A 26,987-nucleotide genomic window follows, 5' to 3' on the forward strand; every position below is an offset into this window, starting at 1 on the left:
GATGAACGCGCGCATCGTGGTGGCCGGTGCCTCCATGGCCGGCCTGCGCGCCGCCGAGCAGCTGCGCGCGGCGGGCTGGACCGGCGCGATCACCGTCGTCGGCGACGAGCCGCACATGCCCTACAACCGGCCGCCCCTCTCCAAGGAGGTCCTGGCCGGCAAGGTCCCCTTCGAGTCCCTCGCCTTCCGCCCGCGCGCGAGCGTGTCGGACGTGGAGTGGCGGCTGGGGCGGCGGGTCGTCTCCGCCGGGCTGGACGAGCGGACGGTCCGGCTCGACGACGGCGGCGCGCTGTCGTACGACGGACTGGTCGTCGCCACCGGGATGCGCCCCCGGCGCCTGAACTGCCCGGGACCGCTCGCCGGCCGGCACACGGTCCGCACCCTCGACGACGCTCAGGGCCTGCGTGAGGAGCTGACCCGGCCCGGTGCCCGGGTCGTCGTGGTCGGAGCCGGCTTCATCGGCTGCGAGGTCGCCGCGACCGCGGTGGGACTCGGTGTCGCCGAGGTGACGGTCGTCGATCCGCTGCCGCTGCCGATGGCCGGGCCGCTCGGAGAGCTGCTGGGCCGGGCACTGCTCGCGCGGCACGAGGACCGTGGAGTGCGCTTCGCGCTGGGCGTGGGGGTGGCCGGGTTCACCGGCGAGGACCGGGTCACCGGTGTGGTGCTGAGTGACGGTTCCGTGCTCCCCGCGGACGTGGTGGTCGAGTCGGTCGGATCGGTCGCCAACACGGAGTGGCTCGACGGCAACGGTCTCGATCTGCGAGACGGCGTGCTGACCGACGAACTGCTGCGGGTCGGCGGCCGCCCGGAGGTGGTGGCCGTCGGTGACGTGGCCCGGTTCCCCAACGCCCGCTACGACGGCGTCCCGCGCCGCGTCGAGCACTGGTCCATCCCGACCGACAGCGCCAAGCACGCGGCGAAGGCGCTGGTGCGTCATCTCTCCGGAGAACAGGAGGAGTCGACGCCGTTCGCGCCGCTTCCCACCTTCTGGAGCGACCAGCACGACTTCCGGCTCCAGTCCTTCGGCGCGCCCGTGCTCGGCAAGGACGACGTCCGGGTGCTCGACGGCGACTCCGACGGGGACGTACTCGTCGGCTACCACCGCGACGGCCGGCTCGTCGGCGTCGTGGCGCTCGGCGGCCAGGCCGTCGCCGCGTCCGCCGCCCGTTACCGCACCGAACTGCTCAAGCAGCCCGCCCTCACTGTTTAAGGAGCCCCAAGTGGCCAGTCTCCGTGGTTACTTCCATCCGAAGACGGCGAGCGGTGCCTCGTCGCTGATTCCCTCGCCGCCGTGGCGGTACTCCGGTGACCTGCTCACGATCGAGTACCGGACCGACCCCGCGCGGGTGCGCGAACTGCTGCCCGAGCCGCTGGAGTTGGCCGACGAGGATCCTGGCGCGGTCGCGCTGATCTGGGCCGACTGGCAGTCGTGCTCGGCGTCGGGGGAGGAGCTGCTCGACCCGGTGCTCTCCCAGTACAAGGAGGCGTTCGCGGTCGTGCGCTGCAAGTACCGGGGGCAGACGTACTCGCGGTGCGTGTACATCTGGGTCGACAAGGACTTCGCGATCGCCCGCGGGCTGCACCAGGGGTATCCGAAGAAGCTCGGGTCGATCCACCAGACGCGACCCCATCCGTACGGGCCCGCTCCGCGGATCGAGGCCGGCGCCCGGTTCGGGGCGACGCTGGCGGCTGCGGACCGGCGGTTGGCCCAGGCGGTGGTGACGCTGCGGGAGCCTTCCGGGACGAACGGGTTCGTCAATGGACATCCGATGGCTCATCACCGGTGGCTGCCGTCGATCGAGAAGGGGAAGGGGCTGGCGCTGGATGAGTTGATCGAGTCGGGGGCGGCGTCCTTCGAGGGCGGTCAGCCGTGGGTCGGTGACGCCGAGTTGGAGCTGTTCGAGGCGCCTACGGAGGAACTGGCCCGGCTGGAGATCCGGGAGCCGATCGCCGCGTACTACCGGCAGGTCGGGGTGGTGTGGGATGGAGGGCGGCTGCTGGAGAGCGGGACGTCCGGAGCGGCTGCCGGGTGAGGCCGGTGGTGTGGTGCGGGTGTGTTGTGGCTGGTCGCGCCCACGCGGCGGTAGCCGCACATGCAACACAGCCCCGCGCCCCTAGGTAAGCGGTAGTCCCCTTGGCCAAGATTGGATCCTCGCTCATGTCCTACAAGACCATTGTCGCCGGAGTCTCCGTCGACACCCGGCACTGGATCGGCGGTGAACGTGTCGCCTCCGCCGAGACGTTCACCGACCACTCACCCATCGACGGGCAGCCGATCGGCGAGATCGCCCGCGGCGGTCCCGCCGAAGCCCGAGCCGCCGTCGCCGCCGCCAAGGCGGCCTTCCCCGGCTGGGCCGCCACCCCCCGTGCCGAGCGCGCGCGCCTCCTCCATGCCATCGCCGACGGTGTCGAGAAGCGGATCGAAGAGCTCGCGATCGTCGAGACCACCGACAATGGCGCTCTGCTCCGGTCCCACCGCCGTGGCGTCATGCCCCGCGTCGCTCACAACTTCCGGTTCTTCGCCGACTGGCTGCTGACGCTGGAGCACGACGACTTCGAGACCCGCGGGCACACCAACCACGTCAGCTGGGACCCCGCCGGCCCCTGCGTGCTGATCACCCCGTGGAACGCCCCGCTGATGCTGGCCACCTGGAAGGTCGCCCCGGCGCTCGCCGCCGGGAACACCGTCGTCCTGAAGCCCGCCGAGTGGTCGCCGCTGACCGCCTCCCTCCTCGCCGACATCGCCGCCGAGGCCGGACTGCCGGCCGGTGTCCTGAACGTCGTGCAGGGTTACGGCGCCGAGATCGGCGACGCGCTGACCTCGCACCCGGACGTGCGCCGGATCAGCTTCACCGGGTCCGTGCCCACCGCCCAGCGGATCGCCGCCTCGGCCGCCGCCAATCTGACACCCCTGAGTCTCGAACTCGGCGGAAAGTCGCCCCTGTTGGTGTTCGCCGACGCCGATCTCGACCTCGCCGTGGACCTCGCGGTGGAGCAGTACGACAACGCCGGGCAGGTTTGTCTGGCGGGCACTCGGTTGCTCGTCGAGGAGTCCGTCGCCGAGGAGTTCACCCGACGGTTCGTGGCGAAGGCCAGTGCCTTGCAGCAGGGTGACCCGCGGGACGAGAGCACCGATGGCGGGCCCAATATCCACCCCCGTCAGCTGGAGAAGATCGATGGGTTCGTGCAGCGGGCGATCGCGGCCGGGGCCCGTGCCGTGATCGGAGGCAGCCGCAACGACGGGCAGTTCTACGCGCCCACCCTGCTCACCGATGTCGCGCAGGACAGCGAGGTCGTCCAGGAGGAGGTCTTCGGGCCGGTCCTGACCCTCCAGACCTTCGCCGACGAGGACGAGGCCGTCCGGCTCGCCAACGACACCCGGTTCGGGCTCGCCGCCACCCTTGCCACCGGCGACCCCGAGTGCGCCGAGCGCGTCACCGCACAGCTGGTCGCGGGCACGGTCTGGGTCAACTGCTTCTTCGTCCGCGACCTCCAGGCACCCTTCGGCGGCTCCCGCCTCTCCGGTGTCGGACGCGAGGGCGGCACCTGGAGCTTCGACTTCTACTGCGACCTGAAGAACACCGTCACCGCACCGAAGGGCTGGAAGGACCATGGGTGAGATCGTCGGGGCGGGGCTCCTCGCCCACGTCCCCACCATCGTGCTGCCGGAGGCCGACCGGCTGGAGCTCAACGAGGGCAAGGAGATCACCCTCGTCACCGGTCTGCGGCAGCTGCGCCGGGAGGTGTTCGAGCGGGACGACTACGACACCGTCGTCGTCCTGGACTCGCACTGGGCGACCACCGTCGAGTTCGTGGTCACCGCCCAGCAGCGGCGGGCCGGGCTGTTCACCTCCGAGGAACTGCCGCGCGGGATGTGCCGGATGCCGTACGACTTTCCCGGGGATCCCGAACTCGCCCGCAACATCGAGAGGTTCGCCGACAAGCACGGCACCTGGATCACCGCGATCGACGACGAGTACCTGCCGATCTACTACGCCACCATCAACCTCTGGAAGTACCTGGGGGAAGGCCTGCCCGACAAGCGGTGGGTGACCATCGGGGTCTGCCAGACCGGGGACATGGAGGACCATCTGCGGCTCGGCCGGGCGCTCGCCGACGGGATCGCCGCCACCCCGGGGCGGCGGGTGCTGCTCATCGCCTCCGGCGCCCTCTCCCACACCTTCTGGCCGCTGCGCGAACTGCGCGACCACGAGGCCAGCGATCCGGTGCACATCCGTACGCCCGAGGCGCGGGAAGCGGACTGCGAACGCATCGGGTGGTTCAAGGAGGGCCGGCACGACAAAGTTCTCGACACCATGGACGCGTTCTGGAAGTTCAAGCCCGAGGCGAAGTTCTTCCACTACCTGATGATGGCCGGCGCCCTCGGCGAACAGGCCTGCGTGGCCAAGGCCCGGCAGTACGGGGAGTACGAGAACTCCGTCGGCACCGGCCAGGTCCACCTGTGGTTCGACCGGCCCGCCGACGGCTGGACCGGCACGGGCGAGCCCATGACGACCACCGCACCCCACCACCCGCACCGCCGCGCCTAGGAGGCCCGCCCATGCCCGAATACCGCCGCATCCTCCTCGACGGCGCCGCCGTCCAGGTCACCGTCGACGGGGACGAACTCGTCGCCGGGGACGGGCGTCGAGTGAAGACCGAGGACGCTCAGCACCTGCCGCCGGTCGTGCCGTCCAAGGTCGTCGCCGTACATCTCAACCACCGCAGCCGTGTCGACGAGTTCCGGATCGAACTGCCCGACACCCCGACCTACTTCCACAAGCCGACGTCCTCCCTCAACTCCCACAAGGGCGCCATCGTCCGGCCCGAGGGCTGCAAGTGGCTCAACTACGAGGGCGAGGTCGCCATCGTGATCGGCAGGACCGCGCGGAACGTCTCACCGACCGAGGCGGGGGAGTACATCGCCGGGTACACCATCGCCAACGACTACGGGCTGCACGACTTCCGCGACACCGACGCCGGGTCCATGCTGCGGGTGAAGGGGTCGGACACGCTGTGCCCGCTCGGCCCGGGGCTGGTCACCGACTGGGACTTCCACGGCAAGCGGCTGCGGACGTACGTCAACGGCGAGGTCGTCCAGGACGGATCCACCGACGAGATGAAGTGGGACATGCACTACCTCGTCGCCGACATCGCCCGCACGATCACGCTGTACCCGGGCGATGTGCTGCTCTCCGGCACCCCGGCCAACTCCCGCCCGGTCCAGCCCGGCGACGTCGTCGAGGTCGAGGTCGAAGGCCTCGGCAAGCTCACCAACCACATCGTCACCGGACCCACCCCGATCCGTACCGACGTCGGGGCGCAGCCCACCGAGTCCGAGGAGGTGCTGTCCACCGCGCTCGGCGGCGACTGGGAATTCCGTGGCATCCGCCCGCCCCGCCGGTAGGTGCCTCGACCTGCGGCGGGGCCCGGCGGGTAGGGTCGCGCCCATGACCGAATCCGCCGGGACCCCGCAGCCGTCCGACGCCCGGTCGCGCAAGCGGCTCGGGTACGGGGAGGGGCGCGAGGCGCTGCTCAAGGCCGCGGTCCGGGTCGTCGGGCGGCGGGGACTGCGCCACCTCACCTACCGTGCCGTGGCCGAGGAAGCCGGCGTCACCCATGGTCTGGTCGTCCACCACTTCGGCTCCCGGGACGCGCTGATCGAGGAGTCCCTCGCCTACGCCGTGCGCCTGAGCCTCAGCAGCAGCCTGCTGGAGCCCGGCACCGGGAAGCCCGAGGACTTCGTGAGCGGGCTGACGGACATGGTCGAGGACGAGGCGGACGTGCAGGCGTACCAGTACGAGCTGCTCCTGGAGGCCCGCCGCCGCCCCGAGCTGCTGCCGCAGGTCCGCGAGCTGTACGACGAGTACTTCGGCGCCTCGCAGCGCGAGCTGGCCCGCATACTGCCCGACGACGCGAGCCCGGCGTTCAACCGGCTGGTCTTCGCCGCACTGGACGGCCTGGTGCTGCACCAGCTCACCGGTATCGGTGACCGTGCCGACACCGAGGCCGCCCTGGCCGAGCTGCGTGCGCTGCTGCGCACCCTGGGTGAGCGGCCGCCGGAGAACCGCGACTGAGCGTGCCCGACCCGGAACCCCCCGTCGCGGTCGCGCCGGGGGGTTCGCCATGCCCCGGGAGCGGTGGGTTTCCCCGGCGTAAATTCCCTTCCCGACCCCCTTGCCAGATGGATAGCTCCAGCACACCATAAGGCAACTCGTTTGGCTCAAAACGAAAACTCCTCCCTTCCCCTCAGCAGGTGATCCGAGTGGACAGTCAGACGGTCGACGCCTCTCCGCAGACCGGAGAGGGCCGCCCCGCGGCCACCCTCAAACGCAACGCCCTGGGTGTCCTGGGCATCCTCTTCTTCGTCCTGTCCGCGCAGGCGCCGCTCACGGGTATCGCGGGCGCCGTCCCGATCGCCGTCGCCGTCGGCAACGGAGCCGGAGCCCCGGCCGCCTACGCCATCGCCGGAGCGGTGATCCTGCTCTTCTCCGTGGGCTTCGTGGCCATGGGCCGGCACGTCGTGAACGCCGGCGCCTTCTACACGTACATCGGCAAGGGACTGGGGCGGACGACGGGCAGCGGCAGCGCGGCCGTGGCGCTGTTCGCCTACTGCACGGTCCAGGCCGCGATGTACGGCCTGTACGGATTCACCGTCAGCGGGCTGGTGGAGCACTACTCCGGCGCGCACATCGCCTGGTGGGTGTGGGCCCTGGCGACCATGGCCGTCGTCCAGGTGCTGGGCGCGGCAGGCATCGAACTGGGCGCCAAGGTGCTCGCCGTGTTCGTGCTCGCCGAGTTCAGCATCCTGCTCGTCTTCGCGCTGGTCACCTTCTTCAAGGGCGGCGGACCCGAGGGCCTCGACTTCGGCGGTACGTTCTCGCCGGGCGCCGTGCTCCAGGGTGCGCCCGGCGTGGCCCTGATGTTCGCCGTCGCCTCCATGTTCGGCTTCGAGGCCACCGCCATCTACGGCGAGGAGGCCCGCGAGCCCCACAAGACCGTCCCCCGGGCCACCTATCTGTCGGTCACCGTGGTCACCGGCTTCTTCGCCTTCGTCTCCTGGATGCTGGTCTCGTCGTACGGCCCCTCGAAGGTCACTGCGGCCGCGGGCAAGGCCCTCTCCGGCGGTGACTCCACGGTGTTCGTGTTCGCGCCGATCGCCGCCCAGTTCGGCGGCTGGGTCAACGACGTCCTGCCGATCCTGCTCGCCACCTCGCTCTTCGCCGGTATCCTCGCCTTCCACAACTCCGCCAACCGCTACCTGTTCTCCCTCAGCCGCGAGGGCCTGCTGCCGGAGCGGCTGCGCACCCTCAACCACCGGCACTCGCCCTGGGTCGCGGGCATCGTGCAGACGGCGATCGCGGTGCTCCTGGTGGTGCCCTTCGCCCTCGCCGGCAAGGACCCGGTCCTCACCCTCTTCTCCTGGTTCAGCGGTGTCGGGGTCCTGGCCTGCATGCTCCTGTACTTCCTGACCTCGGTCTCGGTGATCGTCTTCTTCCGCCGCCGGCGCCTCGACACCCGGCCCTGGAACACCCTGATCGCCCCCGCCCTCGGCGCACTCGGCATCGCCGCCGTGATCTGGCTCGTGCTCACCAACTTCACGACCCTCATCGGCGGCGACGCCACCACGGCCACCTGGCTGGTCCTGGCCGTGCCCGCGGTGCTGCTCCTCGGAGCGGGGACCGCGCGGATCGTCCACGGTCGCTGACCCACCTCCGCCGGGCCCGGCCGCCGAGCGGCCGGGCCCCGACCTCCCGACGGGATCACCATGCTGGATCTGACCCACGACGAACTGCTCGGCCGGGCCAAGGCGCTCGACCTGCCCGCACAGCACCACATCGACGGGACCGACGAACCCGGCGGAGGAGCGGCCTTCGAGGTCGTCTCGCCGCGCGACGGGCAGGTCCTCACCCGGGTCGGCGACGCCGGCCAGGCCGAGGTCGACCACGCGGTGGCCGCCGCCCGGCGCGCCTTCGACTCCGGCCCCTGGCCGCAGCTGGCCCCCGCCGAACGCGGCCGGATCCTGCTGCGCATGGCCGAATTCCTCGAAGAACACCGGGAGAGGCTCGCCCTCACCATCACCCTGGAGATGGGCAAGCCGATCACCGAGGCGTACGCCATCGAACTCCGTGCCGCGATCAACACCTTCCGCTGGTACGGGCAGTTGGCCGACAAGCTCACCGACGAGTCCCCGCGGACCGCCCCCGACGCCCTCGCGCTGGTCACCCGCGAGCCGACGGGTGTCGTCGGCGCAGTGGTCCCCTGGAACTTCCCCCTCACCCTTGCCAGTTGGAAGGTGGCCCCGGCGCTCGCGGCCGGCTGCACGGTGGTGTTGAAGCCGTCCGAGTCCTCTCCGCTCTCCGCCCTGCTGCTGGGCCGGATCGGCACCGAGGCCGGACTTCCGCCGGGCGTCCTGAACGTCGTCACCGGTGACGGCCCCACCGCCGGGCGGGCCCTCGGCCTCCACCCGGACGTCGACGTCCTGGCCTTCACCGGCTCCACCGCCGTCGGCCGCCACTTCCTGCGCTACTCCGCGGACTCCAACCTCAAGCGGGTCTGGCTGGAGCTGGGCGGCAAGTCGCCCAACATCATCCTTCCCGACGCCCCCGACCTGGACCGGGCCGCCGCGACCGCCGCCTGGGGCATCTTCTTCAACCAGGGCGAGATGTGCACCGCGCCTTCCCGGCTCCTCGTGCACTCCTCGATCGCCGAGCGGGTGACGGACGCGATCGTGCGCCGGGCCGAGGAGCTGCGGATCGGCGACCCCCTCGACCCGGCGACCGAGATGGGCGCGCTGGTCGGGGAGGCCCACCTGGGGCGGGTGCAGGACCACATCACCACCGGGTGCGAGCAGGGCGCCCGGCTGCGCACGGGTGGCGCACGCACCCTCGCCGAGACCGGCGGCAGCTATCTGCGGCCGGCCGTCTTCGACCGCGTCGACCCCGGTATGCGCCTCGCCCGGGAGGAGATCTTCGGCCCCGTCCTGTCCATCCTGGCCTTCGACGACCTCGACGAGGCGGTACGGCTCGCCAACGCCACCGAGTACGGCCTCGCCGCCGGCCTGTGGACCTCTGACCTGTCCACCGCCCACAAGGTCTCGCGCGCGCTCAAGGCCGGGACGGTCTGGGTCAACTGCTACGAGGAGGGCGACCTGACCGTCCCCTTCGGTGGCATGAAGCAGTCCGGCAACGGCCGCGACAAGTCCGCCCACGCGATCGACAAGTACACCGAACTCAAGACGACCTGGATCCAGCTGTGACCCGTCCGCTCATCGCCGTACCCGCCCGGTTCTCCGCCACCACCTCGGCCCTGCGGTTCGCCGCCGAGGTCAACGCCCGGTCCCTGATCGAGGCGGTCTGGCGGGCCGGCGGCGAGCCCGCGAGCATCCATCCCGCCGACACCGGCGCGGCCGACCGGCTGGCCCGCTTCGACGGAGTGCTGCTGCCCGGCGGTGGCGACCTCGCCCCGTACCGCTACGGCGCAGGCGACACCCACGACAGCGTCTACGACGTCGACGACCTCCAGGACACCTTCGACCTCGAAGTCGCCCGCCACGCCGTCGAGTCGGGCCTGCCCCTGCTCGCGATCTGCCGTGGACTCCAGGCCGTGAACGTGGCGTTGGGCGGCACACTGGAGCAGGACATGGACACCGGCCATCGCCATCTGGTCCACCCGGTGCGTATCCGCGCCGGCTCCTGGCTCGAACAGGCCACCGGGGCCGAGAAGCTGGACGCCTCCTGCTACCACCACCAGCGTGTGGACCGCCTCGGCACCGGCCTCACCGTCACCGCGGCCGCGGCGGACGGCACGGTCGAGGGCGTCGAACTCGCCGACGGCCGGGGCTGGTTCACCGCCGTGCAGTGGCACCCCGAGGACACCGCGCACGAAGACCCCGTCCAGCAGCGGCTGTTCGACGCGTTCGTCCGGGCCGCGGCCGCCTGATCAGCCGCCCTGATCAGGCCTTGGGGCGTCGTCCGCTGCGGCGCGGCGCGGGCTCGGCCCCGTCCAGCAGCTCGCGCCGTCGCTCCTCGCCGTGCTCCTCCACCTGGAGCACGACCCGCCGCAGCCCCTCCGCGAGGCTGCGGCACTCGGCGTCGCTGAGCCCGGAGGTCACGAAGGCCTCCTCCTCGTTGAACGCCGGGAACACCCGCTGCATCAGCTCCTCGCCCTTGTCGGTGAGGCTGAGCAGCACCAGGCGGCCGTCGCTCGGATGCCCGGCCCGGCTCAGCAGCCCACGCGACTCCAGTGTCCGGGCCACCCCGGTGAGCGTGCCCTTGGAGATCCCGGCCTCCTCCGCCACATGCCGGGTCTCCGACTCGCCCCACACCCATACGACCCACAGCACCACGAACGCCGTCCAGGTCAGGTCCGAGCCGCGCAGCACCGAGTTCTCCAGGTGCTGGCGCACGGCGGAGGCGGCCCGGTAGATGTTCGCCACGGCGGCCATCTGGTCCCGGCGGATCGGGGTGCCGCCGAGCTTCGCCGAGGCGAGCTTCTCGGCTTCGGTGATGGACCGCTGACCGGGCACGGACGACTCCTTCGCAATCTTCGCCGGGGACCGTGCGGGCCGGGACGGCCACACGTTCGTTCGGCCTCAAATTGTACGGTCGCCGGGCCGCGGTCGGACCGGACGCTCACCTGGTCCAGTAGCGGAGGTTGCGGAAACGTGCCTCGGCGCGTCCGGAACCGTGGTTGTACACGCCGTTCTTGAAGTAGCGGGTGGCCGGGCCCCGGTCGTCGACCGTCAGGACGAGGGAGTCGTCGAAGTAGACCCTGATGGTCCCGGTCCCGGCGCTCGCCTCGTGGGCGATCTTCACGTTGAACCAGGTGTCGTACGCGTCGGTTCTGAGCGCCGTGCCGTCGTAGCGCCGCACGGTGCCGCCGCCGGTGTCGTACACGTCGAGCATGATGTCCGTGGCCGGGGTTCCCGAGGGGTGGACGCTGCGCAGGATCTGGACGAAGGTCGCGCCGTCGGTGCCGGACGGGAGGTACACGTCCCCGTCCCACATGTGGTCGCCCGTGCTGTAGTCGACCTTCCAGCGCATCTCGGTGCGCGGGTCGGTGTCGCTGCCCTCCTCGAACGGCTCGTCGGTGGCGTACACCCACATCCGGTCGACGCCCCCGGTGGAACTGTGCCGGTCGCTCAGGTCCAGGTTCCAGGGCTTCTGCCAGCTGTAGGTGAACGAGGTCTGCGTCCAGCCACTGGTCGGGTCGGTGGCCGCGACGGCGGCACCGGCGGTGAGGGGGAGCGCGACCAGCGCTCCGGCACCGGCCCGTAAGACGGATCTCCGGTTCATGGACGGTCCTTTCCTGTGCGCGAGTCGGAGGCGGGACGGAGAAGCGGCAACGCGAACGCAGGCAACCGCAATACATCGGAGGAGTCAAGGATCTGGGCATGGGTTATTCATGTGAACGTGAAGGTCGTGGCGGGTAGGCGGCCAGGGTTGGTGAAATCCGATGACTGTTGGGGTTGTTGACAGACCTGTGTGAGGTCCCTAGGTTCGCCGATACACCCGATGTATCGATGATCCGTCAGGTCTGGAGGACGACGATGACCTCACAGCCGGAGGAACGTTCACCGGTGCCCCGCAGAGCCGTACTCGGCACTGCCCTCGGCGGAGCAGCGGCCGCGGCCCTGCCCGCGACCGCCCACGCGGCCGCGGCCGACGCCCGGGCCGCACACCCCTGGAAACTCCGCGACACCATGACCACCGACACCGCCTGGGACCGCTTCCTGCGCGGCCAGGATCTGCTGTGGAGCAGGCTGCCGGCCCTCTGGTACGAGGGACCGTTCCTCGGTGACGGGCTGCTCGGCAGCATGGTCTACCAGGAGCCGGGCGCCAACCAGGTCCGTTTCACCGTGCAGCACGGCCGGGTGCAGGACCACCGGCCGGAGTTCGGCAGCGGCTGGGGCACCGCCCGTCTCCCGGTCGGCCACCTCACCCTCGAACCGGTCGGCACCATCACCGGCGTCGACTGGCGCCTGAGCCTGTGGAACGCCGAGCTCACCGGCACCGTCACCACCACCGCCGGCACCCTCACCCTTGCCGCCCTCATCCACGACGAGGTCCTCGCCGTCCGCGCCACGGCCGACGGCGGCGAACAGGTCACCTGGACCTTCCATCCCGAGGAGGCCATCAGCCCCCGCAAGATCCAGGAGTCACCGCCCGCCGGCTACACCGCCAACCCGCCCTGGACCACCCGGACCACGGCCGACGGCACCGAGCAGGTGCTCCAACCTCTCACCGGCGGCGGCCAGACGGCCACCTCCTACCGCCGTACCGGCGACGAACTGCTGCTGAGCGTCGGCCACAGCTTCCCCTCGGACACCGCCGCCGAGCGCGACTCCCGGCGGAACCTGCACAGTGCCATGTCGTACAGCGCCCTCAGGCGACGGCACGCCCGCTGGTGGCACGCCTTCTACCGGAAGAGCTTCGTCTCGTTCCCCGACCAGCGGCTGCAGAGCTTCCACTGGATCCAGCTCTACAAGGTCGCCTCCGCCAGCCGCGCGGACGGCCCGGTCATGGCCACCCCCGGCCCCTGGCTGGAGCCCACCCCCTGGCCCGCCGTCTGGTGGAACCTCAACGTCCAGCTCGAATACTGGCTGATCCACGCCTTCAACCACCCGGAACTGGACTCCCTCGCCACCACCCTGCGCCAAAGCCAGGAACAGCTCACCGCCAACGTGCCCGCCGCCTACCGCACGGACAGCTCCGGCATCGGCCGCAGCTCCGACATGTTCGCCACCCGGGAGGTGGGGCAACCGGGAACCGGCGCCGAGACCGGCGACCTCACCTGGGCGCTGCACAACGTCTGGCTGTCGTACCGCCACTCCATGGACAAGTCCCTCCTGCGCGACACGATCTACCCGCTGCTGCGCCGCACGATCAACTACTACTGGCACTTCCTCACCCCGGGCAGCGACGGCAAACTGCACCTCCCGAGCACGCTCTCACCCGAGTACCCCGTCGTCCCGCCGCAGGACACCAACTACGACCTCGCCCTGATCCGCTGGGGCTGCCAGACCCTCCTCGACTCCGCCGAACTGCTCGGCGTCGACGACGAGTTGAAGCCCCGATGGCAGGAGATACTGGCCCGGCTCACCCCGTACCCGGTCGACGACAACGGCTTCATGATCGGCGCCGACACCCCGTACGCGCAGTCCCACCGCCACTACTCGCACCTGCTGATGGTGTACCCGCTGTACCTCGTCAACTGGGACCAGCCCGAGAACCGCGACCTGATCACCAAGTCCGTGGTCCGCTGGCACGCGCTGACCGGCGCGCACCGCGGCTACAGCTACACCGGGGCCGCCTCGATGTACGCCATGACCGGCGACGGCGACACCGCGATCGGCTACCTGCGGAAGTTCTTCGACCCCACGACCCGCTATCCGTGCCGGGCCAACACCCACTACACCGAGGCCGGTCCGGTCATCGAGACCCCGCTGTCCGCCTCGCAGTCCCTGCACGACATGTTCTGCCAGAGCTGGGGCGGGATCGTCCGCGTCTTCCCGGCCGTACCGACCGCCTGGACGGACCTCACCCTGCACAACTTCCGCACCCAGGGCGCCTTCCTGGTCAGCGCCGTGCGGAAGGCGGGCAGCACCAGGTTCATCCGGATCCGCAGCCTGGCCGGTGAGCCCCTCAAGCTCCGGCACGGCCTGACCGGCCGGCTCACCGCCCTGCTCGACGACGGCACCCCGGCCCGCACCCACGACCTCGGCGACGGCACCCTGGCCATCGACCTGCCCCGCGGCCGAGAGGTGCTCGTGTACTCCGGCTCCCGCCCCGACCTCGTCATCGCACCCGTCGCCGTCAGTGAACCGGGCGCGGCATGGGGACTGCCGTAACCACCGACCAGAAGGCAGGGTTCTCATGGCTGTTCCCCCCAGAAGAACCGTGGTCGCCGCGCTCTGCGCCGGACTGGCGGCCACCCTCCTCACCACCGCGCCCGCCGCACGGGCCGAGCAGCGGCAACCGCACGCCTGGACCGTCTCCGAGGCCGCCCACGCACCCCGCGCCCGGATCTCCCTCGACGACACCACCGGCGCCCTGCGCCTCGCGGTCACCCGCGACGGCCGTACGGTCATCGAGCCGTCACCCCTCGGGATCGTGACCGAACAGGCCGACCTGTCCCAGGGGTTGCGCTTCCTGCACCGCAAGGACCGTACGGTCGACGAGCGTTACCGGGCGAAGTCCGGCAAACGCCTGGACCGCAGGGTGCACATGAACGAGACCCGGCTGTCCTTCGCCACCGCAGCCGGCGCCCGCCTCGACCTGGTCGTCCGCGCCTCCGCGGACGGCATCGCCTACCGATACGTACTCCCCGCCCAACTCGGCGACGTCCTCGGCGAGACCTCCGCCTTCGACCTGCCGTCGGACGCGGGCGCCTGGCTCAGCACCTACCGGGTCGACAACGAGGGCCAGTTCAACCAGTACACCGCCGCGACCGCCCCCACCGGCGCGTACTCCGACCAGGCCCTCTTCGCCACCGACGGCGGCTACACCCTGCTCGCCGAGTCCGACCTCACCGGCACCTACTCCGGCGCGCGGCTCGCCCACACGCAGGGCACCGGCACCTACCGCGTCCAGCTCGCCGACGACCGCGTCCACACCGACGGCCCCCTCACCACCCCCTGGCGGGCCATGATCACCGGCGATCTCGCCACCGTCACCCGGTCCACCTTCACCGACGACCTCGCCCCCGCCTCCAAGGTCGCCGACACCTCCTGGATCCGCCCCGGCACCGTGCTGTGGACCTGGCTGGCCGGCGGCCGTACGGCGGGGCAGAGCCTCGACGCGCAGAAGGCGTACGTCGACTACGCGGCCCAACACCACTGGCCCTACGAAGCCGTCGACTCCGGCTGGTACTTCAAGAAGGACGAGTGGGACGTCACCGACCCCGACTGGCAGACCGACAGCTGGATGCCGGAACTCGTCGACTACGCGCGCGCCAAGGGCGTCGGGATCATCGTCTGGGTCCACCAGCGCGACCTCGACACCCCCGAGGAACGCGCCCAGTGGCTGCCCACGCTGGAGCGCTGGGGCGTCAAGGGCGTGAAGATCGACTTCATGAACTCCGAGGCGCAGTCGATGTTCCAGTGGTACGACACGATCCTCGCGGAGACCGCGGCCCACCACCTCATGGTCGACTTCCACGGCGCCACCCTCCCCAAGGGCATCCAGCGCACCTGGCCCCAGGTGATGACCATGGAGGCCGTCGGCGGCGAGGAGAAGCGCACCAACACCGCCACCCACCTCACCACCCTCCCCTTCACCCGCAACGTCATCGGCTCCATGGACTTCACCCCCGGCGGCTTCCAGCGCGTCGGCCTGCGCCCCAATTCGGACGCGGCCGAGGCCGGACTCACCGTCGTCTACGAGTCGGGGCTCCAGATGTTCGCGGGCACCCCGGAGTCGTACGACGCCCGGCCCCTGGCCCGGGACTTCCTCGACCAGGAGCCCGCGGCCTGGGACGACACCCGCCTGCTGGCCGGCAACCCCGGCCAGGAAGCAGTCCTCGCCCGCCGCAGCGGGGACCGCTGGTTCCTCGGCGGGGTGTACGCCGGCGCCGCCCGCACCGCCACCGTGCCGCTGACCATCGGCCGCGGACGCTGGCTGGTGGAGACGATCAGGGACGGCGCCGACGGCCTCGTTCAGGACCGCCAAGTCCTCAACGGCGGTGACGAGTTGAGCGTCGACGTCGTCGCCAACGGCGGATTCGCCGGGATCGCCTGCCGGTGGCACCCCGGCATCACGACCTGCTACCGCTGACCGGCCGCTCGTACGCGGACGCCGTTCCCGGCAACGGCGTCCGCGCCGGGCGGTCCTGGAGAACGTCCAGGATGTTGTCGACGGCCAGGTCCACCATGGCCGCCCTGTGAGCGGGGCAACGGGAGTGCCAGGCGGGCGACGGTGCTCAGCGCGCCGCGCGGGCGCCCCGGCGGGCGTCTCGCAGCACCTTGAGGGTGCCCGGCAAGGACGGTGACGCCGAGCCGCGCAGGATCCCGGCACCGCGCGCGAGCACCGCCTCGGCGGTGAGGAGTTCGATCTCGATCAGTGCGCCCACCATCGGCCGGCCGGCCGGCGGGATCAGACCGAGGAGCTCGCGAGCCGAGCGCAGGTCGGTCCGTGCGGCCTCGACCTCGTGCTCCACGAGTGAGCCCAGGCCGGGGGAGGCGTGGCCTGCCGCGAGTTCCTCCTCCGTGACCGAGAAGTGCTTCAGGGTCTCGGCGGGAATGCCCGGATGCCCCTCCCGTATGTCCTCGGCGAGGTCGTTGACGAAGTCCAGCCGCTGGCTGCCGTCGATGAACGTGCGGCAGCCGGCGCGGAACGCGCCGTCGGGATCGGGCTCGGGGCCGATCAACGCCGCGACCAGGAGAAAGCCCGGAAGTGAGTAGGCGTCCAGGTAGGCCTGGTAGTCGGCCTCGGTCGCGAAGCCCGCGAACTCCAACTCGGCGCCGGCGGTGGCCAGATAGGAGTCCACGACCTCCCGGTGCCGGGGATGCGCGCTGAGTGTGTGCAGCAGGGTGCGGATCAGGGGTTCGTCGGTCGTGCCCGTCTCCAGGGCGGCGCGCACCCGCTGTTCCCAGGCGGCCCAGGCCGGCGCCCGCTGCGGCTTCGGGCCGGTGTCCATGAGGTCGTCGCCGTGGTGCATCAGGGCCGTGGTGGCCAGGACATGGGGCAGTACCGCCGGCGGCAGCAGCATCCGGCAGGCCAGGTAGGCGCTGCGGCGGTACCGCCGCACCACGCCCCGTTGGGTGCTGTAGTCCCGGCGCAGCTCCGGCTCCCGGATGCCGGCCGCGGTCAGGCTCTGATTCCACGTGCTCACGAGATGATCGTAGAGGTATGCGCGGAGAGCGGAGCCCGACCGCGGAGGGCTCTCAGGTGAGGGACTTGAGGAACTCGGCGAGTGCCGCGTTCACCTCGTCCGGGCGCTCCTGCTGGGTCCAGTGGCCGCAGCCCGACAGCTTCAGGGGCTCGCGTACCAGGTTGGGCATCAGAGCGGGGAGCTGCGCGATGAGGTCGGGCGTACCAGGGAACGCCGCGACCAGGTCCTGGTCGCCGTAGACGTACAGCGCGGGAGTGGTGACGACCGCACCCTGCCAGGGAGCGGTGAGTTCCCAGTTGCGATCGAGGTTGCGATACCAGTTGAGCGCCCCGGTGAAGCCCTGGGAGAAGCTCTCGGCGAGGGTGTCGAGGTCCGCCTCGGTCAGCCACTCCGGAAGCTCCTCCGGCTCCTGCATGTCCGCGAGCCAGCCGCGCTCGGGGTCGACCAGCGGCTGCGCGACCTCACCGGAGCCGTCGCCCGCTGTCGTGGTGAGGAACTTCCGCAGAGTGGTGCGCGGGTCGCGGCCGAACTCGGCGTCGGCGACACCGGGGAGGTTGAAGTAGTTCCAGTAGAAGCGGCCGCCGAACATCTTGTTCATGATCTGCAGCGGCGGCTCCGAGCTCCGGAACGGCGGCGGCACACTCAGTCCGGCCACCCCGCGGACCATGTCGGGCCGCAGCAGCGCGGTGTGCCAGGCCACCGGCGCACCCCAGTCGTGGCCGACCACGAACGCCTGCTCCTCGCCCAACTCCCGGATCAGCCCGACGACATCGCCGACCAGGTGGAAGATGCTGTACGCGTTGACGTCCTCGGGGTGGTCACTGCTCCCGTACCCGCGCTGGTCGGGCGCGACCACCCGGTAGCCGGCCGCGGCCAGCGGGCCGAACTGGTGCTGCCAGGAGTGCCAGGACTCGGGGAAGCCGTGCAGCAGCACGACCAGCGGGCCGGAACCCTCTTCGGCGATGTGCAGCCGGATCCCGTTCACGTCGATCATTCGATGCTGAACCATGTGCACGAGCGTACGCTCAGTGATCTTCGGTCACCGTCTCCGGCCTCCGGACAGGCGCGGATCAGGACGTTCTGCCGAGTGCGGTGGACGTGGCGTCGAACGCGTGCGTGACCTCCGGCTCGGTGCCGGGCAGCAGGAAGGCACGGGCCCTGTCCTCGAAGCGGCGGTCGGTCTCGGTCAGCCGGGCGTGGTGCTGGGCGAGATGCTCCGCCCAGGAGCCGACGAGGTAGTTCTCGATGAACCGGCCGGGTGCGTTGCCGTCCTCGTAGAGGCCCCACGTCAACGCTCCGGTACGGCGCCGGGAGCGGGCGACCTGGTCCATGGCATGCGTGAAGGCGGCCCGGTCTTCGGGGGCGATGCGGTAGACGACGGAGACCAGGACCGGGCCGTCGGCCGGGCCGGGCTCGTGGACCAGCGGCGGGGTGGGCCAGTGGTCGGACGGGGTCGGGTCGATGCGGGCGGCGTCGTACAGCGGCCACAGGCGCACGCTCGCCGCGGCCGGCAGCAGCAACGCGGCCGCGATCAGCAGGGCGGTGGTCAGCCCCAGCCACTGGGCGAGGGCGCCCCACAGCGGTGCGGCGAGGGCCTGGCCGCCCTGGAAGACCAGCAGGTAGACGGCGAGGCCACGGGCCCGTACCCAGCCGGGCAGCCGGGTCTGGGTCGCCGCGCTGAGAATGGACAGCACGCCGATCCAGGCCGGCCCGGCGGGCAGCAGCGCGAGCACCACGACCCAGGGGACGTGGACCGTGCCCAGGACGACGAGTACCGCGGCGAAGACGGCGGCTCCGGCGGCGAGGGTGCCGTTGGCGCCGAGCACCTTGTTCAGCCGGGGGAGGAGGAAGGCGCCGCTGACCGCGCCGATCCCGACGGCGGCGAGCAGCAGTCCGTATCCGCCGGAGCCCAGCTTCAGCGAGTCGCCGGCGACCAGCGGCAGCAGGGACCAGACGGCGGCGGCACCGGGGATGAACAGGGCCGTGCGCAGCAGGACACGGCGGACGCCGGGCGCGTTCCACACGTAGCGGCGCGCCGCGTACAGGGCGGTGAAGAACCCCTCGCGCTGGGCGGCCGGGACGGGCGGGGCCGGAGCGCGCTTCCACAGCAGCAGGACGATCACGATGCCCAGGAAGGACACCGCGTTGAAGGCGAAGGTCCAGCCCGCGCCCGCCGCGGCGACGAGCACACCGCCGACGGCAGGCCCGATGGCACGCGCCAGGTTCATGTTGACCGCGCCCAGTGCGGAGGCCTGCCCCAGCTGGCCGCGGTCGACGAGTTCGGGCTGGATCGCCTGCCACGCCGGGCCCATCAGGGCGGTGCCGCAGCCGAGCAGGAAGGTCAGGGCGAGCAGCGCTCCGGGGGCCAGCGCGTCGGCGAAGGCCAGCACCGCCAGGACCGTCGCCACCGCGCACATCGCGAACTGGGCGACCACCAGCAGCCGGCGCCGGTCGAAGCGGTCGGCGAGCACACCGGAGGGCAGGGCCAGCAGCACGACGGGCAGGCTGGACGCCGTCTGGACGAGGGTGACCAGCGTGGCCCCGTGGCCCAGGAGCAGCCACTGGGCGCCGACCGTCTGCATCCAGGTGCCGACGTTCGACACGAACTGCGCGATCCACAGGGCCCGGAACACCGGGGCGGCCAGGGGCGCCCAGGCCGACTCCGCCCGGGCGGCACCGCCGGGCTCGGGTCTCGTGCGCACTGCCATGTCGCCGCTCCCGCGAGGGTTGGGTCCCGGGTGCTCAGGTCCACGCCGCCGGGCCGGAACGCCGTAAGCCTGCCAGAAGCGACCGGCCAGGACAGCTGCCGGAAGCAGTCGGCGTCCTGGCTCCGCATCGATGCACCGCATCAATTGACCGGAAACGATCGGCGGGAGAGATTGATTCCCATGGAGCTGCGGCATCTGAGGTACTTCCTGGCGGTCGCCGACACCCACAACTTCACCCAGGCCGCCGCCCGTTGCTATGTGGCGCAGTCGGCGCTCAGCCAGCAGGTCGCCCGGCTGGAGAAGGACGTCGGCGCCCCGCTGTTCAGCCGCACCAGCCGCTCGGTACGGCTGACCGCCGCCGGCGAGCTGCTGGAGCCGCTGGCCCGGCGCATCCTCGCCGACGTCGACAACGCCCAGGCCGCCCTGGACGCGCTGGCGGGACTGCGCCGGGGCACTCTGCGGCTGGGCCTGGTGCAGACGATGGCCGTGTCCTTCGACATCGTGGAGGTGGCGGCCGAGTACCGCGCCCGCTACCCCGGCATCGACCTTCAGGTGTCCAACGCGTCCAGCTCGCGCATGGCAGCCGAGGTCCTCGCGGGAACGCTCGACGTCGCCGTGGTCGGCCTTCACTCGGGGCAGGTGCCGGAGGGCCTGGAGTACCGGGTGCTGGGCAGCGCCCCGCTGGTCCTCGTGGTACCGCACGACCACGCTCTCGCCGACCGTGAGGCCGTCGGTCTCGCCGATCTGCCGGAGAGCCATCCGCTGATCCAGTTCACCCGTGGCAGCGGCCTGCGCCACCAGGTCGAGGCGGCCTTCGACCGCGCGGGCATGGCGGCGGGGCAGCACTTCGAGGTCGGCCAGATCCTCGACATGCTCCGGCTGGCCGCACGAGGCCTCGGTGTGACCGTGGTACCCCGCTCCTCCGTCGTCGGCCCCGGCTCCGTCCTGGGCCTGGACACCGCCGACGACCTGCCCCGGGGCGCCCGGATGCTGCGTCTGACGGACGACGAGGCCGTCCACCACATCTGCGCGGTGTACGACGGGACCCGGCTGGCACCGGCCGCCGCGGCCTTCCTCGACGTCCTCGAACACCACGGCACCGACGCGTCGGCTGATCGGTCGGCCTGACTGGTCGGGCAGACCTGTCGGGCAGACCGGTCGGCCTGATCGGCTGGTCTGACCAGCTGGGCTGACCGGTCGGCTCGATCGCTCGCTCTGGTCGGTCGGCTCGCTCGATCTATCGGTCCGGGCGATCGCTGTGCGCGGATCCATATCTTGGACAGCGCGGCCGGTCCGGCCGGACGCTGGAGGGGACGCACCGCCAGAGGTACGCCCTCCCCCTCCGAATGGACCTCCATGTCGATCAAGGATGCCGTCCACCCCGTCCTGCATGAGGCACGGGCCACCGTGCTGCCCGACCCGGCCGACCGCCACGGTCCGCTGCCCCCGCTGATGCTCGTCCTCACCGTGGTCACCGGCCTCGTGGACGCCTTCAGCTACCTGGTGCTCGGCCATGTCTTCGTCGCCAACATGACCGGCAACGTGGTCTTCTCCGGCTTCGCGATCACGGGCGCCCCGGGCTTCTCCCTGGCCGCCTCGCTGGCCGCGCTGGCCGCCTTCGCGGCGGGTGCCCTGCTGGGCGGCCGGATCGCCCATCGGGCCTGGGCGCACCGCGGCCGCGTCCTGCACCTGGCCCTTGTCACGGAGACGGCCCTGGTCCTGGCGGCTTATGCCGTCGCCCGGTTCGCCGCGCTCCTGGACGCGGCCGGGACCCGGCACACGTTGATCGCGCTCCTCGGGCTCGCCATGGGTGTCCAGAACGCGACCGCCCGCGCACTCGCCGTACCGGACCTGACCACCACTGTCCTGACCCTGACGATCACCGGCATGGCCTCCGACAGCAGGGCCGCCGGAGGCCGCGGTGGCAGGAGCGGCCGCCGGCCCCTCTCGGCGCTGGCGATGTTCGCCGGTGCCCTGGGCGGTGCCTTCGCCGTCCGGCTCGGCAGCCCGACCCTGCCCCTGCTGCTCGCCGCCCTGCTTCTCGCGGGCAGCACCCTGGACGCGTTCGCCCTGACCAGGTCCGACGCGAGGTGGACCGACCCGCTCTGAACCGAGGTCCTGCGGTGGCCTATTTCCCGCTGGTCACCGACGCTCGGGTCGGCCTTCCCAGCGCCCAGAAGACGACACCGAGCAGCATGAACCCGACGAGCGGGACCAGCTCCGTCAGCAGGTACTTCCAGCGCTCGGCGTGACTCCAGCCGTCCGGCGCGTAGGCGGAGCCGAACCACTGGTCGCCGGCCCCGGGCGCGACGAGCTGCACGCTGGCGAAGACGATGAGCAGGGTGAGGACGATGCTGATGACCCAGGGGAAGGGCGCCCGGTAGGGGCGGGGCGTGTTCGGGTACTTCCGCCGCAGGAACGGGAGCGCCGGGAAGATGCCCAGGTAGCTGACGAGCGTGGTGGAGACGGCGAGACCGAGGACCGCGCCGAACAGCTTGGCCGCGCTGCCGTTGGTCAGCTGGTGGGCCAGGATCAGGACGGCGGTGGAGACCAGCCCGCTGAGGATGTTCACCCGGACCGGGGTGCCGAACCGGCTGGAGATGACCCCGAGGAAGCGGGGCGCCGCGCCGTCGTAGCCGGAGACGGCCAGGGCGCGGTCCGAGCCCATGATCCAGGTGACGCCGGAGGACAGCACCGTGAGGATGAACATGATCGCGGCGAGGTCTCCGAGCACACTGCCGGCCCCGCTGAGCGTGGCCGTGCCGTCGGCGGAGACATGGCCGCCGTACACCGTGAAGACCTGCCGGATCGCATCGAGGAACCCGCCGAGGCCGGTGATCGCCTTGACGGGCAGGACCAGCAGGATGCCGAGGATGGGCAGCGCGTACAGCAGGACCGAGATGATCGCGCTGCGGAAGATGCCGTAGGGCACGTCCTTCTGCGCGTCGGTCATCTCCTCACCGGCCGTGTTGGGCAGCTCGAAGCCCACGTAGTTGAACATCAGGACGGGCACCAGGCCGACGAATCCCGCGTACGTCGGCGAGAAGTCGCCGAGCCCGAAGCCGTGCAGGCCGTGCTCGACGCCGTAGACCACGACCGTCACGGTGAACAGGCCGAGCAGGAGGATACGGCTCCACGCGCCGATCGTCGGGATCCACTTGCCGACGTCGAAGGAGAGGATGGCCGCGAGCACGCCCACCCAGACGAAGACGAGGGTGAAGGCGTAGAAGGCGGGGGTGCTCAGGTCCTTCCCGCCGTTGAAGAAGGTGGTGTACGCGGTCGCCGCCGAGACGGCGAGGGTGCCGCCCAGCCACACCGGGTTGGTGATCCAGTACAGGAAGTTGTTCACCGCCCCCGCGAGCCGCCCGAAGGCCCGGCTGGTCCAGATGTAGGGGCCGCCCTCGTCGGGGAACGCGGCCCCGAGTTCGGCGATGAGCAGCGCGGACGGCACGAAGAACACCACGGCCAGCACGATCAGCCAGGTGAACGCCTCGGCACCGGACGAGGCCACGGTGCCGATGGTGTCGACCCCGACGATGGTGCACAGCAGGAAGAAAAGGATGTCGAACCGGCCGAAGTGCTTGCGCAGCTTCTGCCGTTCCGTCTGCGCCGCGGCCGGCGCGTCGACCGGCTCGGATGCGATGGGGCCAGCGGTCACCGAGAGCTCCAGCTTGCTTGTGATAACGGCGGGATTCGGCCAATGATCCGCCGCGCCGCACAACCTCACAAGCACTCAGGGTCAAGTCGTGACCATCACTTCTTCAATCACCGCCGACGGAAATCTCACCGAAACACGAGCGCCGCGAACACCCGCTCCCGCTGCCGGTCAGTCAGCCGATCGGGTGCCGCGGCCCGGCCGCGCGGGTGTTTCGCGGTGGTCGGCCACTCGCCTCGTGTCTCCCGGGCAAGAGATGGCGAGAGTGAGGAGGGCGTTCGGTGAATCCTGGGAGCGGCGCGGCGGGAGAGCGGTTCGCGGACGCGGTCGACGCCCGGTTGCCCGTCCACGACGGGGCCGGACAGTTGCTGCGCAAGGCCTTCCCCGATCACTGGTCGTTCCTGCTCGGCGAGATCGCCCTCTACAGCCTGATCGTCCTGGTGCTGACGGGCGTGTGGCTGACGTTCTTCTTCACGCCCGAGATGAGTGAGGTCGTCTACCAGGGACCGTACGTCCCGCTGCGCGGGCGGCTCATGTCGGGAGCCTTCGACTCCACCCTGCGCATCAGCTTCGACATCCGCGGCGGACTGCTGATGCGGCAGGCCCATCACTGGGCCGCGCTGGTCTTCGTCGCCGCGATCGGCGTGCACCTGCTGCGGATCTTCTTCACCGGTGCCTTCCGCCGCCCCCGGGAGATCAACTGGGTCATCGGCGTCACGCTCTTCGTGCTCGCCCTGTCCGAGGGCTTCGCCGGCTACTCGCTCCCGGACGACCTGCTCTCCGGCACCGGCCTGCGGATCGCGCAGGGCATCATGCTGTCGATCCCGGTGATCGGGACGTATGTGAGCACGCTCGCGTTCGGCGCCCAGTACCCCGGCCACGACATCGTCCCCCGGCTGTACAGCCTGCACATCCTGCTGCTGCCGGGCGCGCTGATCGCCCTGGTGACCGTCCATCTGATCCTGGTCTTCTATCTGAAGCACACTCACTGGCGCGGGCCGGGCCGCAGGAACTCCAACGCAGTCGGCAAGCCGCTCTTCCCCCGGTTCACCGCCTCCTCCCTCGGCCTGTTCCTCACCGTCTCCGGAGTGCTGGTGGCGCTCTCGGGGGTCGCCCAGATCAACCCGGTGTGGAAATACGGCCCCTACCGGCCCGACCAGGTGTCGACCGGTTCCCAGCCGGACTGGTACGTCGGCTTCCTGGAAGGCTCGCTGCGGCTCGTCCCGCCCTGGGAGACGAACGTCGCCGGTCACACCCTGATGTGGAACGTGCTGCTGCCGGCCGTCGTGCTGCCCGCCCTGTTCTTCCTCGTCCTGTACGCCTACCCCTTCGTCGAACAGCGGCTGACGGGGGAGTGGCGTCAGGAGCAGCATTTCTGCGACCGCCCCCGGGAACGGCCCGTCCGCACCGGCCTCGGTGCGGCCGGTGTCACCTTCTACGCGGTGCTGTTGCTGGCCGGTGGCAACGACGTCGTCGCGCTGTCCTTCCGGATCTCGGTGAACGCCCTGACCTGGGTCTTCCGGATCTCCCTGATCGTGGCGCCGATCGCCGCCTTCTTCGTCACCCGTACGCTGTGCCGGGCCCTGCTGCACGCAGAACAGGAGCGGCTGACCGAGGGCGAGGAGGTCGGCGAGGTACGCCAGACCCTCACCGGCGGCTACGAGAGCGGCCACCGCCCGGTGACGTCGTTCCGGCCGGGCGCCCCACGCAGACCGCTCAGTCCTCCTGATCGGCCCCCCGGTTCACGTACTGGAACACCAGCCCGGCCACGCCCCGAGCCAGAACACCGAAGCCGATGAGGAACAGCCACAGCCCGAACACCACCCCGGCCGCCGCGACGGCGAACCCGAACGCGGTGACGACCGGCCAGGGGCTGTGCGGCGGGAAGAACTCCAGCGGACCGGCGGAGTCCGCCACCTCCGCATCCGCACGGTCCTGCGGGCGCGGGCCGCGCCGGACGTAGTGCGTCGCGCAGAAGAACGACACCACAAACGCCATCCCGAAGGCCACGATCAGCGCCGCCGTACCCGCCGGGTCGGCATGCGACCACACGCCGTAGAGCGCCGCCGCGGCGGCGAAGAAGACGGCCACACCGCCGAAGAGCAGCGCCTCGACCTTCACCGCGGAACCTCCGGCTCCGTCTCCCGGGCGACCTCCGGATGGTGCAGGTCGAACGCGGGAGACTCCGACCGCACCCGGGGCAGCGCCACGAAGTTGTGCCGCGGCGGCGGGCAGGAGGTGGCCCACTCCAGGGCACGGCCGAACCCCCACGGGTCGTCCTCCTCGACCTGCCGTCCCTTGTGGGCCGTACGCCAGACGTTGTGGAGGAACGGCAGCGTGGAGACGCCGAGCAGGAACGCGCCCGCCGACGAGATGGTGTTGAGGAGGGTGAAGCCGTCGGCCGGCAGATAGTCGGCGTACCGGCGGGGCATGCCCTCCGCGCCGAGCCAGTGCTGCACAAGGAACGTCATCTGGAAACCCGGGAAGAGCAGCCAGAAATGCAGCTTGCCCAGCCGCTCGTCCAGCATCTTCCCGGTGAACTTGGGCCACCAGAAGTAGAACCCGGCGAACATCGCGAACACCACGGTCCCGAACAGCACATAGTGCAGATGGGCGACGATGAAGTACGAGTCGGTGACATGGAAGTCGATCGGCGGCGACGCGACCAGCACCCCGCTCAGCCCGCCCAGCAGGAACGACACCAGAAAGCCCAGCGACCACAGCATCGGTGTCTCGAAGGAGAGCGAGCCCCGGTGCATGGTCCCGATCCACGCGAAGAACTTGATGCCGGTCGGCACCGCGATCAGGAACGACATCACCGAGAAGAACGGCAGCAGCACCGCTCCGGTGGCGAACATATGGTGCGCCCATACGACCGCGGACAGCATGGTGATGGCGATCGTGGCCCCGATCATCGGCAGATAGCCGAACATCGGCTTGCGGGAGAACACCGGGAGGATCTCGGAGACGATCCCGAAGAACGGCAGCGCGACGATGTACACCTCGGGATGCCCGAAGAACCAGAAGAGGTGCTGCCACAGCAGCGCCCCGCCGTTGTGCGCGTCGAAGACGTGCGAGCCGAACTTCCGGTCGCACTCCAGGGCGAGGAGGGCGGCGGTGAGCACCGGGAACGCGGGCAGCACCAGGACGGACGTGAACAGCACGTTCCAGGTGAAGATCGGCATCCGGAACATCGTCATGCCGGGCGCGCGCAGGCACATGATCGTCGTGGCGAAGTTGACCGCGCCCAGGGTCGTCGAGACACCGGTGACCACCAGGCCCATCACCCACAGGTCCGCGCCCGCGCCGGGGGTGTAGTACGCGCTGTTGAGCGGGGCGTAGGCGAACCAGCCGAAGGCGGCGGCACCACCGGGCACCAGGAAACCCGACACCACCATCAGGCCGCCGAACAGGTACATCCAGTACGACAGCGCGTTCAGCCTCGGGAAGGCCACGTCCGGCGCCCCGATCTGAAGCGGCATCACGGCGTTCGCGAACCCGGCGAACATCGGGGTCGCGAACAGCAGCATCATGATCGTGCCGTGGATGGTGAAGAACTGGTTGTAGGTCTCCTGGCCCATGAACTGCAGCCCGGGCCGCGCCAGTTCGGCCCGCATGCCCAGCGCCAGCAGCCCGGCGAGGAGGAAGAAGCAGAACGCCGTCACCATGTACAGCCGGCCGATCACCTTGTGGTCGGTCGTGGACGCCCAGCCCAGCATCCGGCGGCCCAGCGGTGCCGGAGCGAAGGGAGGCGCGGGCTTTTCGCCGACGCGTTGCGACAGTTCGCTCAT

Annotated in this window: 22 protein-coding genes; 14 read left to right on the forward strand and 8 right to left on the reverse strand. The window is 70.8% G+C overall.

The features are described from left to right. Position 1: 1 nt before the first annotated feature. The 9 genes from EDD90_RS49500 (at position 2) to EDD90_RS49540 (ending at position 9,942) form a co-directional block, all read left to right on the forward strand. On the forward strand, positions 2 to 1,210 hold the full coding sequence (locus tag EDD90_RS49500) for an NAD(P)/FAD-dependent oxidoreductase (RefSeq protein WP_123979623.1): 1,209 nt from the start codon (positions 2 to 4) through the stop codon (positions 1,208 to 1,210). A gap of 10 nt (positions 1,211 to 1,220) precedes the next feature. Continuing rightward, a complete protein-coding gene (locus tag EDD90_RS49505) occupies positions 1,221 to 2,033 on the forward strand; it encodes an acetoacetate decarboxylase family protein (protein ID WP_123979625.1) in 813 nt (270 codons plus the stop codon). Positions 2,034 to 2,158: 125 nt separating this feature from the next. Next, positions 2,159 to 3,619 carry an aldehyde dehydrogenase gene (locus EDD90_RS49510; RefSeq protein ID WP_123979627.1) on the forward strand — a complete coding sequence of 487 codons (1,461 nt, stop codon included), beginning with the start codon at positions 2,159 to 2,161 and terminating at the stop codon, positions 3,617 to 3,619. Further along, positions 3,612 to 4,550, forward strand: coding sequence for a 3,4-dihydroxyphenylacetate 2,3-dioxygenase (locus tag EDD90_RS49515; protein WP_123979629.1), 939 nt, complete (start codon positions 3,612 to 3,614; stop codon positions 4,548 to 4,550). Before EDD90_RS49510 ends, EDD90_RS49515 begins: the two co-directional genes overlap by 8 nt. An 11-nt stretch (positions 4,551 to 4,561) precedes the next feature. Next, a complete protein-coding gene (locus EDD90_RS49520; RefSeq protein WP_123979631.1) occupies positions 4,562 to 5,407 on the forward strand; it encodes a fumarylacetoacetate hydrolase family protein in 846 nt (281 codons plus the stop codon). Between the two features lie 43 nt (positions 5,408 to 5,450). Beyond that, a complete protein-coding gene (locus EDD90_RS49525) occupies positions 5,451 to 6,077 on the forward strand; it encodes a TetR/AcrR family transcriptional regulator (RefSeq protein WP_123979633.1) in 627 nt (208 codons plus the stop codon). Between the two features lie 188 nt (positions 6,078 to 6,265). After that, positions 6,266 to 7,708 (forward strand): APC family permease, encoded by a 1,443-nt coding sequence (locus EDD90_RS49530; protein ID WP_123979635.1) that lies wholly within the window; start codon positions 6,266 to 6,268, stop codon positions 7,706 to 7,708. A 60-nt stretch (positions 7,709 to 7,768) separates the two neighbouring features. Next, positions 7,769 to 9,259: an aldehyde dehydrogenase gene (locus EDD90_RS49535; protein WP_123979637.1), complete on the forward strand. Its 1,491-nt coding sequence runs from the start codon at positions 7,769 to 7,771 to the stop codon at positions 9,257 to 9,259. Further along, positions 9,256 to 9,942: a gamma-glutamyl-gamma-aminobutyrate hydrolase family protein gene (locus EDD90_RS49540; protein WP_123979639.1), complete on the forward strand. Its 687-nt coding sequence runs from the start codon at positions 9,256 to 9,258 to the stop codon at positions 9,940 to 9,942. The genes EDD90_RS49535 and EDD90_RS49540 overlap by 4 nt, the downstream gene beginning before the upstream one ends. Positions 9,943 to 9,955: 13 nt before the next feature. Here EDD90_RS49540 and EDD90_RS49545 read toward each other — a convergent pair whose 3' ends face one another. Together EDD90_RS49545 and EDD90_RS49550 are read right to left on the reverse strand one after the other, a co-directional pair. Beyond that, on the reverse strand, positions 9,956 to 10,528 hold the full coding sequence (locus tag EDD90_RS49545) for a MarR family winged helix-turn-helix transcriptional regulator (protein ID WP_123979641.1): 573 nt from the start codon (positions 10,526 to 10,528) through the stop codon (positions 9,956 to 9,958). A 106-nt stretch (positions 10,529 to 10,634) separates the two neighbouring features. Beyond that, the gene (locus EDD90_RS49550; RefSeq protein ID WP_123979643.1) at positions 10,635 to 11,297 is read right to left on the reverse strand and encodes a polysaccharide lyase family 7 protein; all 663 of its coding nucleotides are present in this window, start codon (positions 11,295 to 11,297) and stop codon (positions 10,635 to 10,637) included. 254 nt (positions 11,298 to 11,551) lie between these two features. Here EDD90_RS49550 and EDD90_RS49555 point away from each other — a divergent pair, with 254 nt between their 5' ends. Together EDD90_RS49555 and EDD90_RS49560 are read left to right on the forward strand one after the other, a co-directional pair. Beyond that, complete coding sequence (locus tag EDD90_RS49555; protein WP_123979645.1) at positions 11,552 to 13,852, forward strand: glycosyl hydrolase family 95 catalytic domain-containing protein; 2,301 nt, start codon at positions 11,552 to 11,554, stop codon at positions 13,850 to 13,852. 25 nt (positions 13,853 to 13,877) lie between these two features. After that, the gene (locus EDD90_RS49560; RefSeq protein WP_185149498.1) at positions 13,878 to 15,776 is read left to right on the forward strand and encodes a glycoside hydrolase family 97 protein; all 1,899 of its coding nucleotides are present in this window, start codon (positions 13,878 to 13,880) and stop codon (positions 15,774 to 15,776) included. Positions 15,777 to 15,921: 145 nt separating this feature from the next. On the opposite strand, the gene EDD90_RS49570 is transcribed toward EDD90_RS49560, so the two are convergent. The 3 genes from EDD90_RS49570 to EDD90_RS49580 form a co-directional block, all read right to left on the reverse strand. Next, a complete protein-coding gene (locus EDD90_RS49570; RefSeq protein ID WP_123979647.1) occupies positions 15,922 to 16,833 on the reverse strand; it encodes a squalene/phytoene synthase family protein in 912 nt (303 codons plus the stop codon). Positions 16,834 to 16,885: 52 nt separating this feature from the next. After that, a complete protein-coding gene (locus tag EDD90_RS49575) occupies positions 16,886 to 17,842 on the reverse strand; it encodes an alpha/beta fold hydrolase (protein ID WP_123979649.1) in 957 nt (318 codons plus the stop codon). A gap of 61 nt (positions 17,843 to 17,903) precedes the next feature. Next, on the reverse strand, positions 17,904 to 19,541 hold the full coding sequence (locus EDD90_RS49580; RefSeq protein WP_123979651.1) for an MFS transporter: 1,638 nt from the start codon (positions 19,539 to 19,541) through the stop codon (positions 17,904 to 17,906). Between the two features lie 180 nt (positions 19,542 to 19,721). On the opposite strand from EDD90_RS49580, the gene EDD90_RS49585 reads away from it, so the two are divergent. Both EDD90_RS49585 and EDD90_RS49590 read left to right on the forward strand, forming a co-directional pair. Continuing rightward, positions 19,722 to 20,669, forward strand: a complete 948-nt coding sequence (locus tag EDD90_RS49585; protein WP_123979653.1) for a LysR family transcriptional regulator — start codon at positions 19,722 to 19,724, stop codon at positions 20,667 to 20,669. Positions 20,670 to 20,897: 228 nt separating this feature from the next. Next, positions 20,898 to 21,650 carry a DUF1275 family protein gene (locus EDD90_RS49590; RefSeq protein WP_123979655.1) on the forward strand — a complete coding sequence of 251 codons (753 nt, stop codon included), beginning with the start codon at positions 20,898 to 20,900 and terminating at the stop codon, positions 21,648 to 21,650. Between the two features lie 19 nt (positions 21,651 to 21,669). Here EDD90_RS49590 and EDD90_RS49595 read toward each other — a convergent pair whose 3' ends face one another. Beyond that, on the reverse strand, positions 21,670 to 23,199 hold the full coding sequence (locus tag EDD90_RS49595; protein WP_123979657.1) for an APC family permease: 1,530 nt from the start codon (positions 23,197 to 23,199) through the stop codon (positions 21,670 to 21,672). Positions 23,200 to 23,477: 278 nt separating this feature from the next. On the opposite strand from EDD90_RS49595, the gene EDD90_RS49600 reads away from it, so the two are divergent. Further along, on the forward strand, positions 23,478 to 24,995 hold the full coding sequence (locus EDD90_RS49600) for a ubiquinol-cytochrome c reductase cytochrome b subunit (RefSeq protein ID WP_123979659.1): 1,518 nt from the start codon (positions 23,478 to 23,480) through the stop codon (positions 24,993 to 24,995). Here the strand turns inward: EDD90_RS49600 and EDD90_RS49605 are convergent. Further along, positions 24,913 to 25,317: a cytochrome c oxidase subunit 4 gene (locus EDD90_RS49605; protein ID WP_123979661.1), complete on the reverse strand. Its 405-nt coding sequence runs from the start codon at positions 25,315 to 25,317 to the stop codon at positions 24,913 to 24,915. The genes EDD90_RS49600 and EDD90_RS49605 overlap by 83 nt on opposite strands. Beyond that, positions 25,314 to 26,987, reverse strand: a complete 1,674-nt coding sequence (gene ctaD, locus EDD90_RS49610; protein WP_185149499.1) for a cytochrome c oxidase subunit I — start codon at positions 26,985 to 26,987, stop codon at positions 25,314 to 25,316. Before ctaD ends, EDD90_RS49605 begins: the two co-directional genes overlap by 4 nt.

This window comes from Streptomyces sp. Ag109_O5-1 (assembly GCF_003814875.1).
GTDB classification, from domain to species: Bacteria; Actinomycetota; Actinomycetes; order Streptomycetales; family Streptomycetaceae; genus Streptomyces; species Streptomyces sasae.